At 42.6% G+C, this 13,147-nt stretch carries 11 protein-coding genes; 9 read left to right on the plus strand and 2 right to left on the minus strand.

The features are described 5' to 3' along the window. Entirely contained in the window at window positions 1–543 is a 543-nt protein-coding gene (gene priC, locus BDD26_RS09185) for a primosomal replication protein PriC (RefSeq protein WP_038262264.1), read from the minus strand. Between the two features lie 207 nt (window positions 544–750). Between priC and apt the strand changes: the two genes are divergently transcribed. The 9 genes from apt (at window position 751) to BDD26_RS09230 (ending at window position 11,234) form a co-directional block, all read left to right on the plus strand. Next, window positions 751–1,302 carry an adenine phosphoribosyltransferase gene (gene apt / locus BDD26_RS09190; protein WP_115826356.1) on the plus strand — a complete coding sequence of 184 codons (552 nt, stop codon included), beginning with the start codon at window positions 751–753 and terminating at the stop codon, window positions 1,300–1,302. A gap of 97 nt (window positions 1,303–1,399) precedes the next feature. Next, entirely contained in the window at window positions 1,400–3,346 is a 1,947-nt protein-coding gene (gene dnaX, locus BDD26_RS09195) for a DNA polymerase III subunit gamma/tau (protein WP_115826357.1), read from the plus strand. A 47-nt stretch (window positions 3,347–3,393) separates the two neighbouring features. Next, the gene (locus BDD26_RS09200; protein ID WP_038262272.1) at window positions 3,394–3,723 is read left to right on the plus strand and encodes a YbaB/EbfC family nucleoid-associated protein; all 330 of its coding nucleotides are present in this window, start codon (window positions 3,394–3,396) and stop codon (window positions 3,721–3,723) included. After that, window positions 3,723–4,331: a recombination mediator RecR gene (gene recR / locus BDD26_RS09205; RefSeq protein WP_115826358.1), complete on the plus strand. Its 609-nt coding sequence runs from the start codon at window positions 3,723–3,725 to the stop codon at window positions 4,329–4,331. The genes BDD26_RS09200 and recR overlap by 1 nt, the downstream gene beginning before the upstream one ends. Window positions 4,332–4,554: 223 nt before the next feature. Then, complete coding sequence (gene htpG / locus BDD26_RS09210) at window positions 4,555–6,444, plus strand: molecular chaperone HtpG (protein ID WP_170140435.1); 1,890 nt, start codon at window positions 4,555–4,557, stop codon at window positions 6,442–6,444. A 173-nt stretch (window positions 6,445–6,617) separates the two neighbouring features. Next, entirely contained in the window at window positions 6,618–7,262 is a 645-nt protein-coding gene (gene adk / locus BDD26_RS09215) for an adenylate kinase (RefSeq protein WP_038262279.1), read from the plus strand. A 172-nt stretch (window positions 7,263–7,434) separates the two neighbouring features. Next, window positions 7,435–8,400 (plus strand): ferrochelatase, encoded by a 966-nt coding sequence (hemH, locus tag BDD26_RS09220; RefSeq protein ID WP_115826360.1) that lies wholly within the window; start codon window positions 7,435–7,437, stop codon window positions 8,398–8,400. A 216-nt stretch (window positions 8,401–8,616) separates the two neighbouring features. Then, complete coding sequence (gene wzz(fepE) / locus BDD26_RS09225) at window positions 8,617–9,729, plus strand: LPS O-antigen length regulator Wzz(fepE) (RefSeq protein ID WP_115826361.1); 1,113 nt, start codon at window positions 8,617–8,619, stop codon at window positions 9,727–9,729. A 194-nt stretch (window positions 9,730–9,923) separates the two neighbouring features. Continuing rightward, on the plus strand, window positions 9,924–11,234 hold the full coding sequence (locus BDD26_RS09230; protein WP_115826362.1) for an inosine/guanosine kinase: 1,311 nt from the start codon (window positions 9,924–9,926) through the stop codon (window positions 11,232–11,234). 58 nt (window positions 11,235–11,292) lie between these two features. On the opposite strand, the gene ybaL is transcribed toward BDD26_RS09230, so the two are convergent. Further along, window positions 11,293–13,005, minus strand: a complete 1,713-nt coding sequence (ybaL, locus tag BDD26_RS09235) for a YbaL family putative K(+) efflux transporter (protein ID WP_115826363.1) — start codon at window positions 13,003–13,005, stop codon at window positions 11,293–11,295. Window positions 13,006–13,147: the final 142 nt, after the last annotated feature.

The following is a 13,147-nucleotide window of genomic DNA, read 5'->3' on the forward strand; positions in this document are numbered from 1 at the left end:
TTAATCTGCATATTCCTGTTTTTCTATCGCTTTTTCTATACGCATTAATGCCTGACGGCAACGGGCAAGCCTTCCTGCCAGAGCGGCGATTTCTTTTTGCAGTTTATATTTATTCGCCAATACAATTTGTTGATCTAGTTGTAACTCACGGTCATCAATCATTGCCATTAAACGGCGCTCATAATCTTGATGTTCGGCTAATCGTTGATAAAGATTTCGTTCTTGTGACTGTCGATCAAACTTATCTTCTTGCCTGCGGAGTGATTGGGTGGAAAATTCTCTTTTCAGAGCCTCAATTTGCATTACTAAACGTTCAGAGAGAAATTTGACCTGTTCGGCACGATTATCTCTAACACAATGTTTTAACTGAGCCATATTCTGGTTAATTTCCTGCATATATCCACTGAGTTTATTGCTGCGGTGATGAAATAAAGCCTGATCAAAACGAGCAATTGAAAATGGGGTATCGGGCAGAGAAGTTAACTCGGTTGCCAGCATACTGATTTGTTTTTCAAGCACATCTAATAAATTTTGTATACTCATCAGTATCCCGTTATAGTCAATAATCTTCTTGTTAAATTTCATTCCATCCGATCATCAAAATTTGTTTAATAGCGATGCAGGATGTCATAGAGGATAATTTTGATACATATCAACAAAAATAAGCAGCAACATGCTTTGTTGTTGCTTTTTTCCGGTAGTTTTCATAGATTTTAGCGTTTTCATTTTTTTAACTGGCTGGCATTAATTATGACCGCTAACGCACAAAAACTGCAATTTATTAAAGATAGTATTGAAACAATACCTGATTATCCCAAAGCAGGCATACTTTTTCGTGATATTACTACGCTATTGGATAATCCTGCTGCATACCGAGCGGCGATTGATTTACTGGTCGCACATTTTGAGGGAAAAGGTATTACCAAAATTGTCGGTACTGAAGCGCGTGGTTTCTTGTTTGGATCACCTGTAGCACTGCGTCTGGGAGTGGGGTTTGTTCCTGTCCGTAAAAAAGGCAAATTACCCAGAGAGACATTAAGTGAAACTTATGATCTGGAATACGGCACTGATACATTAGAAATTCATAAAGACAGTATCAAAGCTGAAGATAAAGTTCTTGTTGTCGATGACCTGCTTGCAACTGGTGGTACAATCGAAGCAACAGTCCGCTTAATCCGCCGTCTTGGTGGCGAGGTTTCTGAAGCAGCCTTTATCATTGGCTTACCTGATTTGGGTGGTACAGAGCGTTTGAAAAATCAGGGTGTTGACAGCTACATTCTCGTCGAGTTTCCTGACCACTGATTGTTCTGATTTTTGTATAATTGATACTTCAGCCTCGCCGTCCATGGTGAGGCTGTGCTAGCATGATAGACAGTCGTGTTCAATCTCCTCGGTATTCATGAGCTATCAGGTACTTGCCCGTAAGTGGCGCCCACAAATATTTTCTGATGTAATTGGTCAGCAACATGTGTTGACTGCATTGGCTAATGGTCTTGAACACCAGCGCCTCCATCATGCTTATCTTTTTTCCGGCACTCGTGGTGTGGGAAAAACAACTATTGCGCGTCTGTTGGCAAAGGGGCTGAATTGTGAAACAGGTATCACAAAAACCCCCTGTGGACAGTGTATAAATTGCCTTGAAATTGAGCAGGGACGATTTGTTGATCTGATAGAAATTGATGCTGCTTCGCGAACAAAAGTCGAAGATACCCGCGAATTGCTGGATAACGTGCAGTATGCACCTGCCAGAGGGCGTTTCAAAGTTTATCTTATTGACGAAGTTCACATGTTGTCACGCCATAGTTTCAATGCATTACTCAAGACATTGGAAGAACCGCCAGAACATGTGAAATTTCTGTTGGCAACGACTGATCCGCAGAAATTGCCGGTAACTATTCTTTCACGTTGTCTGCAATTTCATTTGAAAGCACTAGATGTCAATCAAATCAGTGGCCAATTGGAGCATGTACTTAAGGCCGAACAAATAGAGAGCGAAGCTCGGGCCCGTCAGCTATTGGCCCGTGCGGCGGATGGCAGTATGCGTGATGCATTAAGTCTGGCCGATCAGGCCATTGCTCTTGGTGGAGGGAAACTGACAGCAGAGATTGTCAGCCAGATGTTGGGCACGCTGGATGATGAACAGCCTCTGGAAATGATAGAAGCGCTAGTTCGTGCTGATGGGCAGAAGCTTATGGCTCTGGTTGATCAGGTTGCAGCACGTGGTATGGATTGGGAAAATCTTCTGGTAGAGATGTTATCGTTGTTACATCGCATTGCCATGATCCAATTGCTGCCTCAGCAACCAGATATAGAATCGTCTTCAACAGAAGGGCGTTTGCGATTACTGGCGAAATCAATTTCACCTAGCGATTTACAACTCTATTACCAGGCTTTATTGGTTGGTCGTAAAGATCTCCCCTATGCGCCGGAGCGCAGAATGGGGGTTGAAATGGCATTATTGCGTGCTTTGGCGTTTCATCCCAAAACAATTATTGAAGAAACGCCGGAACCCCATAATGTAGAAATGCCTGCTGCATCGGCTATTGCAGCATCAACACCTGTACAGCCTGACAATATTGTCAGCAAAAAATCTACTGAACAAAAAATGTCTCAAACATCAGGGGCAGAATCGGTAGCTGACAGTCCGACAGCAAAATTACTGCAAGCGAGGAATATGCTTTCTCGCCAGGGAAACGCTCCTCCAAAAAAGGCTGAACCGGCAGCGTCTGTGAAGACGAAGCCGGCAAGTTCGGCACTGGAGCGATTGGTTACGGTGGCTGAACAGCGGCCGAAATCTTTTATTCCCGAGGTGCGGGAGTCGAAGCCTGTAAAACAAGAGGCTTATCGCTGGCGCGCTAAAAATATTGAAGAAAAACCCGTTACTACAACACCAAAAGCGATCAAATCAGCGCTTGAATATGAAAAGACACCAGAATTGGTGGAAAAGTTGGCCGATGAATCTAAGCAAAGAGATCCATGGGCCGCTGAAATTGATAACTTGAATATTCCAAAACTGGTTCAACAAGTGGCATTGAATGCATTTAAAGAGCAGATTAACGAAAGTCAGTTTTGCCTTCATTTGCGTTCAAAACAACGTCATCTTAACTCAGCATCGGCACAGAGATCTTTATCCGAAGCATTGAGTGAATTACATGGTAAACCTATTGAACTCAGTATCATTGAGGATGATAATCCAGCGGTAAAAACGCCGTTGGAGTGGCGACAAGCCATTTATGAAGAAAAATTGGCACAAGCTCGCCAATCCATTATTTCGGATAGAACAATTCAAACACTTCAGCAGCTATTCGATGCAGAATTGGATGAAGAAAGTATCCGGCCTGTTTAACCCCGCAGTGTGTATTTATACTGTGTCTACAGCAAAGAGAGAAAATTATGTTTGGTAAAGGTGGTTTGGGCAATTTGATGAAACAGGCCCAGCAGATGCAAGAAAAAATGCAGAAGATGCAGGAAGAAATTGCAAATCTGGAAGTGACTGGTGAATCTGGTGCAGGTCTGGTGAAAGTTACCATTAATGGTGCACATAACTGCCGTCGTATCGAAATCGATCCAAGCCTGATGGAGGATGATAAGGATATGCTGGAAGATTTGATTGCTGCGGCATTCAATGATGCGGCCCGCCGTATTGAAGAAACTCAAAAAGAAAAAATGGCCAATGTTTCCAGTGGCATGCAATTACCACCTGGCTTTAAGATGCCTTTCTGATGCAAACCAGCCCTCTTCTTGAATCCTTGATGGAAGCACTGCGTTGCCTGCCGGGCGTAGGCCCTAAGTCGGCGCAACGAATGGCGTTTCATCTTTTACAACGGGATCGCAGTGGCGGTATGCGGCTTGCGCAAGCATTGACGCGCGCCATGTCTGAAATTGGTCATTGTCAGGACTGCCGGACATTTACAGAGCAGGAACAGTGCACAATTTGTGCCAATCCCCGTCGCCAGCAAAATGGTCAAATCTGCGTGGTGGAAAGTCCTGCGGATATCCACGCAATTGAACAGACCGGTCAATTTGCGGGGTGTTATTTTGTCCTTATGGGGCATTTATCGCCGTTGGATGGTATTGGTCCAATGGATATTGGGTTGGATCGCTTGGAAGAACGTTTGTCTTCTGAAACCCTGTCAGAAATTATTCTGGCAACCAACCCGACTGTTGAAGGAGAGGCAACAGCAAACTATATTGCGGAAATGTGCTCACAATATGGTGTGACTGCCAGTCGTATTGCTCATGGTGTTCCCGTTGGAGGGGAACTCGAAATGGTGGATGGAACAACACTGTCCCATTCTCTTGCTGGCCGGCAGAAAATTACCGATTTGTGATTGTTCTCTCATTATTTTTAATGGGAAATTTCAATGGATGGTGTTGCGGAGAGTACCACCATCCATAATATTTTGTTTAACTATTTGTTTTAATGAGTAATCTAACTAATTTCACATTCTTCTTGTTATCTGAGCTTGAAATTTTCAGGTTTTATCCCCATCTGATTACCATCTTCCGACTTTACATATCTGAACTGGATTTAGATTGAGGTAATAAATGAGCATGAAAGATCAGGAAACCCGTGGATTTCAATCTGAAGTCAAACAATTATTGCAGTTGATGATCCACTCTCTTTATTCCAATAAAGAAATTTTTCTCCGCGAGCTGATTTCAAACGCATCAGATGCCGCTGATAAATTACGTTTCCGGGCATTATCTGCGCCTGAATTGTACGAGAATAATGCTGAACTGCGTGTTCGTCTGGCTTTAGATCAAGAGAAGAAAACCATCACCATTAGTGATAATGGTATTGGTATGACCCGTGATGAAGTGATCGATAATCTGGGAACGATTGCAAAATCCGGTACTAAGGCATTTCTTGAATCTATCGGTTCTGACCAGGCTAAAGATAGCCAGCTGATTGGACAATTCGGCGTTGGTTTTTACTCTTCCTTTATTGTTGCTGATAAAGTGACCGTACGTACCCGTGCAGCAGGTGCGAAGACAGAACAAGGTGTATTCTGGGAATCGACCGGTGAAGGTGATTACACTGTTGCAGATATTGAAAAGGCAGATCGTGGTACAGAAATCACCCTGCATCTGCGCGAGGGGGAAAGCGAATTCCTTAATGACTGGCGTCTACGTTCTATCATTGGCAAATACTCTGATCACATTGCTTTACCTGTTGAAATTGAAACCCAAACTAAAAACGAAGAAGACGATTCAGTTACTGTCGCATGGGAAAAAATCAATAAAGCTCAGGCCTTGTGGACTCGTGGTAAAGCTGAAATCAGCGATGATGAGTATAAGGAATTCTATAAACACATCTCTCATGATTTCTCTGATCCTTTAAGCTGGAGCCACAATCGTGTTGAAGGTAAGCAGGAATACACCAGCTTACTGTATATCCCTTCTCAAGCCCCGTGGGATTTGTGGAACCGTGAACATAAACATGGTTTGAAACTGTATGTGCAGCGTGTATTCATCATGGATGAAGCTGAACAATTCATGCCAAATTATCTGCGTTTTGTCCGTGGTCTAATTGATTCTAATGATCTGCCATTGAACGTTTCCCGTGAAATTCTGCAAGATAGTTCAATCACCCGTAATCTGCGTAGTGCATTGACTAAACGTGTATTGCAAATGTTGGATAAACTGGCAAAAGATGATGCAGAGAAATACCAGACTTTCTGGCAGCAGTTCGGTCTGGTGTTGAAAGAAGGCCCGGCTGAAGATGGTGGAAACAAGGAAGCTATCGCTAAATTACTGCGTTTTGCAACCACTCACAATGACAGCTCATCACAAACCGTTTCTCTGGAAGAATACATCAGCCGCTTGGCTGAAGGCCAGGAGAAGATTTACTATATTACGGCTGATAGTTATGCTGCGGCGAAGAATAGCCCACATCTGGAACTGTTCCGTAAGAAAGGCATTGAAGTTCTGTTGTTGTCCGACCGCATCGATGAATGGATGATGAGCTATCTGACTGAGTTCGATGGTAAATCATTCCAGTCAGTCAGTAAGGCTGATGAATCCCTTGATAAACTGGCTGATGAGAACAAAGCTGAGCAGGAAGAAGAAGATAAAAAACTAGAGCCATTTGTTGAACGCGTGAAGACACTGCTTGGTGAGCGTGTGAAAGAAGTTAAATTGACTCATCGATTGACTGATACTCCGGCGATAGTCACCACCGATGCCAACGGAATGACGACTCAAATGGCAAAACTGTTTGCAGCAGCAGGTCAGTCAGTACCAGAAGTTAGTTATAATTTTGAACTGAACCCGGAACATGACTTGGTGAAAAGAGCGGCTGACATTCAGGATGATGCTCAGTTTGCTAACTGGATAGAATTACTGCTGGATCAGGCGCTGTTTGCTGAACGTGGAACATTAGAGGATCCAAATCAATTCATTCGTCGTATGAATCAATTATTATTAGCTGAACAAGCGTAATTTCGTTGAAATTATGACAATAAACCACGCTTCAACCGAAAATTGAGCGTGGTTTATTTTTTGATGAATGCGAAAACGTTTACCTGTTTTCTTGAGCCATCCCCCACTCCAATGGTATGGTGGTTCGTTTTCTTTTAAAAATACGAAAAGCAAATAGCAAGGGGATTTACGCGATGCGTATTATTCTGCTGGGCGCGCCAGGCGCCGGTAAGGGGACTCAGGCGCAATTTATCATGGAGAAATTTGGGATCCTCCAGATTTCGACAGGTGACATGTTGCGTGCCGCAGTAAAGGCAGGCACCGAGTTGGGTTTGAAAGCAAAAGAATTGATGGATAATGGCAAACTGGTCACAGACGAGCTGGTGATTGCCTTGGTTAAAGAGCGTATCAAACAAGATGATTGCCGTAATGGGTTCTTGTTGGATGGGTTCCCGCGTACCATTCCTCAGGCTGATGCTATGAAAGAAGCGGGTATCAAGGTTGATTATGTGCTGGAATTTGATGTTCCAGACGAAATTATCGTTGAACGCATTATTGGTCGTCGTGTACATGCACCATCAGGCCGTGTTTACCATATCAAATTCAACCCACCAAAAGTGGAAAACCACGACGATATTACAGGCGAAGAATTGACTATTCGTAAAGACGATCAGGAAGATACAGTTCGTCAACGCCTGGTTGAATACCATGCACAAACAGCACCTTTGGTTTCTTATTACCAACAAGAAGCTCAGGACGGTAATACAAAATATTTCAAACTTGATGGAACCCGTCAGGTATCTGAAGTCAGTGAAGAATTAGCCAGAATTCTGGGCTAATCATACAGTCGGTTCTTGATTCATTTTAATCCTGAACAGTAAGAGCAGGCGGTGTGAATGCTGCCTGCCTTTTACCTCACATACCATGAGACTCTCGCTCCATAAAATGTAATATGTGACTATCATAGTGTTTTATTTTAGATTACCAGTCATTTTAATGGAGTGTTGAGGAATGAGTAATCGCAATTATGGTGTTCTATTGGTCAATCTTGGCACGCCAGATGAGCCTACACCAGCAGCAATCAGACGTTATTTAGCGCAATTCCTAAGTGATCGACGGGTGGTCGATATCCCTGCATTGATTTGGAAGCCGCTATTACACGGTGTTATTCTTCCCTTCCGTTCTTCCCGTGTCGCTAAACTATACGAGGAAATCTGGACAGAAGAAGGCTCTCCTTTACTGGCTTATAGTATTCGCCAACAAAGACGATTGAGTGAAAAGCTGAGTGATATTCCTGTGGTTCTGGGGATGACTTATGGCTCACCTTCTTTGTCTCAGGCAGTAGATACTTTGTTACAGCAAGATATTAATCATTTCATCATACTTCCTCTCTATCCCCAATATTCCAGCACAACATCGGCAGCTGTATTTGATAGTATCAGCAAAATATTGCAGGGATATCGTACTATTCCTCATCTGAATTTTATCCGTGGTTATGCAAGGCACCCTGCATACATTGCTGCGCTGAAGGAAACAGTAGAGCAAAGTTTTGACAAGCATGGTCAGCCTGACCGCCTTATTCTTTCTTACCATGGCATTCCTGAACGTCTGGTTAAGATGGGGGATATTTATCCAAAAGATTGCCTGGCAACGACCGAGTTTTTGTCGCAAGTGTTGGATTATCCGGCAGATAGAATTATGATGACCTACCAATCACGTTTTGGTCGTTTGCCGTGGTTAACACCCTTCACGGATAAGACAATGGCATCGTTGCCAAAACAAGGTGTGAAACATGTTCAGGTACTGTGTCCGGGATTTGCATCTGACTGCCTTGAGACATTGGAAGAAATTAAGCAACAGAATAAAGTTGTTTTTTTGGGCGCAGGTGGGAAAAAGTTTGAATATATACCTGCACTTAACGATAATGAGGCACACATTTCGCTGTTCGAACAATTGGTCAATAACATTGTCAGATAATGAATTATTGGCAATCATGGATTGTTACCGGGCTCTATGTTGGCAAGACTTTAGTAGATATGGACATTTTTGCCTATAGTTAACCAGCATATATTTTGCGAGTTGTGTGATTTTTTAAGGATATTGCTTCAAGATCAATAAATTCCGTGAGTAGGAGCAGAAACTCGGTGGGCAACAATTGAGAAGCAAAATTATTTTGTATTGGAAATGTAGATAATGAGTAATAAACCAGTTAAGAACGCGGATTTTTATGAGGGGCATGCAGATTATTATCATTCAAGGCAAGAAGATGAAATTGATCTGTTTGAATTGTTCTCCGTAATCTTTCAATCAAAATATTTGATTATTGCAGTATCCTTTGTGTTTGCAGTAATTGGCTTTGGTATTGCATCATTCTTGCCGCAAAAATGGACCAGTACGGCTGCGGTGGTACAACCAGGGCTGGAAGAGTTTCAGCCATTAAAGAACGTATTAACAGAGCTGAATGTTCTTAATCTCGAATCAAATCTGACAAAAGAATCGTTATATAAGCGTTTTGTTGAAAACTATAATTCACGTGTATTACGTGAAGAGTATTTGGTGGATACTGATTATTTCAAAGCACTGCTCGCCAATAAAGATGAAATTACTGCACAGGGCAAAAGAAGTCTAATCGAACAGATTGTAAATAAAAATATTTCCTCTTCCGTGCCTAAAAAAGATAAAGAAGACGAGTTTTATGAAACAACGCTCTCTTTTAGTGCCGGTACGGCGGAAGATTCTTACAAACTGCTATCTGGCTATATCAAATTTGTCTCCGCAGTTGTGCGGGATCAGGTGAAAGATGAACTGAATGATATGGTGCGTCAGAAGCTGGTTTACTCGAAAAAACTCTATGATATCGATTTGGCCCGTATCACAAATATGCGTGCTACAGATATTGAACGATTGAAGTATGCAATTTCCATCGCTAACTCCGCGGGCGTCAAAAAACCAGTCTCTAATGGTGGCGCTATCATTAAGGATGATCCAGATTATTCAATTGCATTAGGTTCCGATGCGTTGCAACGAAAATTGCAGATTACTGAAGGAATTACCGATTCAACAATGATAGATGCAGATTTGCGTAACCGTCTTTTGTATATCAAAAATCTGGAAACTGTAAATATTGATAAACTTGATTTCCAGCCATTCAGATATATGCAGGAGCCTTATGAGCCAACAACGAAAGATTCACCTAAGCGTTTGTTGATTCTGCTTGGCGCTGGTTTTATTGGCTTTATCCTGTCCATTATGTTTGTTCTGATGCGCAATATGGTGCGTAGCCGTCAGAAGCAGCAGACAGCTTAATATATTTTATAAGCCAATGTCTTGTCAGAGGCTTATAATAACCGTAATTTTAACGGCCAATGTTGTATAACATTGGCCGCTTCTCTTTCATGGATACCATTTATGGATACCAGTTTTTTGTCTCGCTGTGGTATTGTACCAAATGGGATTATGCTAATATGCCGCATGTTTTGGCTCTATAGCAGCAATCAACTATGAAATTCCCCGGTAAGCGTAAATCTAAACACTATTTTCCTGTCAGCCACAGAGATCCTCTACTTCAGCCCATCAAAGAGATGATGGATACTGAAAGTAATCGAGCCTATATTGTTGGTATTGACCAAATATTGGTAGATATTGAAGCAAAAGTGGATGAAAATTTTATTCAACGTTATAACCTGAGCCAAGGGCATTCACTAGTTATTGAGGATGATGTGGCTGAGGCACTCTACAATGAGTTAGCAGAAAATAACTTGATTAGCCATGAGTTTGCAGGCGGAACTATCGGTAATACTTTGCACAATTACTCTGTTTTAGCTGATGATAAGTCTGTATTGCTTGGCACTATGTGTAATAACATCCAAATCGGCAGTTACGCTTATTGTTATCTCTGTAATACTTCCAGCCGTATGGACTTAAATCATCTTCAGGGCGTCGATGGCCCGATTGGCCGTTGTTTCACTTTAATAACTGAAAATGGTGAAAGAACATTCGCTATCAGCCCGGGATTAATGAATCAACTCAGTCCAGAAAATATTCCTGAACATATTATTGCAGAAGCATCGGCGTTGGTAATTACAGCCTATTTGGTACGTTGTAAGCCAGGTGAACCTATGCCGGAAGCGACGATGAAAGCCATTGAATATGCGAAAAAGCATAATGTCCCTGTTGTACTGACATTAGGAACTAAATACGTCATTGCTGATGATCCTCAATGGTGGCGTGATTTTCTGGCAGAGCACGTTTCTGTAGTAGCCATGAATGAGGATGAAGCTCAGGAACTAACAGGTTTTAGTGATCCCTTGCTGGCGGCAGATATGGTTTTGAATTGGGTGGATCTCGTATTGTGTACTGCCGGGCCGGCTGGATTGTATATGGCGGGTTACACTGAAGAAGAGCATAGGCGTCAGACTTCACATCCATTATTGCCGGGCGCAATTGCTGAGTTCAATCGTTTTGAGTTTAGCCGTGCGATGCGTCAGGCTGATTGCCAGAATCCAATGCGGGTCTATTCTCATATTGAGCCATATATGGGAGGGCCTGAGAAGATTATGAACACTAATGGGGCAGGAGATGGTGCATTGTCTGCATTGCTGCATGATATTACGGCCAATAGTTATCACCGAATGAATGTTCCGAATTCCAGTAAACATATGCGCTCTTATTTGACATACTCTTCTTTGGCTCAGGTATGTAAGTATGCGAATAGAGTGAGTTATCAGGTATTGAGCCAGCATGCTCCGCGCTTGACTCGTGGATTACCAGAAAAAGAAGATAGCCTGGAAGAAGCGTACTGGGAACGTTGATAATTATTGTTCAGGAGTATCCCGTTAATTTTATCGGGATACTCCATATCGCTAATAATTATGCCGCTGATGGATTGGTTGGTGAAAGTGATGATGGTGGAGTTATTGGACAACCTGTATCATTTTCCGGCAGTACGTTAGCCATAGTTTTGGCGATTTCATGTTCGCCAATAATGATGTGATTGGCACCGCGTTCTGTAATATAAGTGACTTCATCGTCATAATGAGCACGGACAATAATATTGATATCTGGTCTCATTTCCCGCGCATTTTCGACAATCTTACCCGCTTCATAACCATTTGGAATGGTCAGGAATAATGTACAAGCGCAATCCAGTCTTGCTAATGTCAGGATATCTTTATTGGCCGCATTACCCATTACGGCACTGATACCAGCCTCTCCTAGCTCTTCAAATCCGGCACGTGTATCTTCAATGGTTACCAGTGGAAAATTTCTTTCTTGTAGATGCTGGCAAAGCAGACGACCAACCCGGCCATATCCCACGACAATGGCATGACCACAAATATTGACAGGGATCTGAGTTTCTTCTTCTAATGTTTCTTCTAACAGCTGTTCTTCAATGGTTTCTGTTTTCTCCAGATAGCGATCCAGCAAGCTGAATAAAACTGGATTTAACATAATAGAAAGAATGGCTCCTGCAAGTATAAGATTATGGGCATCTTCATCCAACATACCTAAAGTTACTCCGAGCCCTGCCAGAATAAAGGTAAACTCGCCAATTTGGGCAAGACTGACGGAAATTGTCAGCGCAGTACGTCGCGAATGACCAAAGATCTTGACCAACAACATGGCGGCGGCTGATTTGCCAATAATGATAATGGCAAGGGTTCCTAAAATGGCAATTGGCTGTTGTAAGAGGATCATTGGGTCAAACAACATGCCTACGGACACAAAGAATAGAACTGCAAAAGCGTCTCTGAGAGGCAAAGTATCTTGCGCCGCACGATGACTTAATTCTGATTCATTCAGCACCATGCCAGCAAAAAATGCTCCTAATGCAAATGAGGCATCAAACAGTGTCACGGCACCATGGGCGACCCCCAATGCGATAGTAAGGACTGCAAGGGTAAATAATTCACGGGAGCCTGTACCGGCTGTTCTCGCTAAAAGCCAGGGGATAAGACGGCGACCGACGAAAATCATTAATAAAATAAAGGCGACAACTTTGCCAATTGTAATAGTCAGTCCGAGCAGTAACTGACCTATATCTGCATTCTGGTTATCTAAAATACCCGCAGATGCGGGTAGTAATACCAGAGTTAGTACCATTGCCAGATCTTCAACAATTAACCAGCCAATCGCAATCTTACCTCGCTGGCTATCAATGAGTTGGCGCTCTTCCAGTGCCCTGAGAAGCACTACGGTACTGGCGGTTGACAGGCAGAGGCCAAAGACAATCCCACTGAATAATCCCCAGCCAAGTAGTTTTGATAAACCGGCTCCCAGAACGGTTGCAACGGCAATCTGTGCAATAGCACCTGGGATTGCAATTGATTTTACGGCTAATAAGTCTTTGAGTGAAAAATGCAGGCCGACACCAAACATCAGTAAGATCACGCCAATTTCTGAAAGTTCGGGTGCCAGAGAAGTATCGGCAACAAAACCAGGTGTAAAAGGCCCTGCGAGTACACCTGCCATAAGATAACCTACTAAAGGCGAGATTCTCAGGCGCTGTGCAAACATACCGAGCAGATAGGCGAGAAGAAAACCACCAACAATAGTCGTGATTAGAGGTGTCGAATGCTCCATCAAGGCTCCTTCTAGGTTAGATTGTTATAGATTGTATTATTAGGTGAGGTAATAATTCATTTTACAAATAATTTAAAATAATTGCTTGAAAAATATGATATTATATGAAAATGCAGACGATCTACATAAATATTATTGTAAT

The organism is Xenorhabdus cabanillasii (assembly GCF_003386665.1).
Classification (GTDB): domain Bacteria; phylum Pseudomonadota; class Gammaproteobacteria; order Enterobacterales; family Enterobacteriaceae; genus Xenorhabdus; species Xenorhabdus cabanillasii.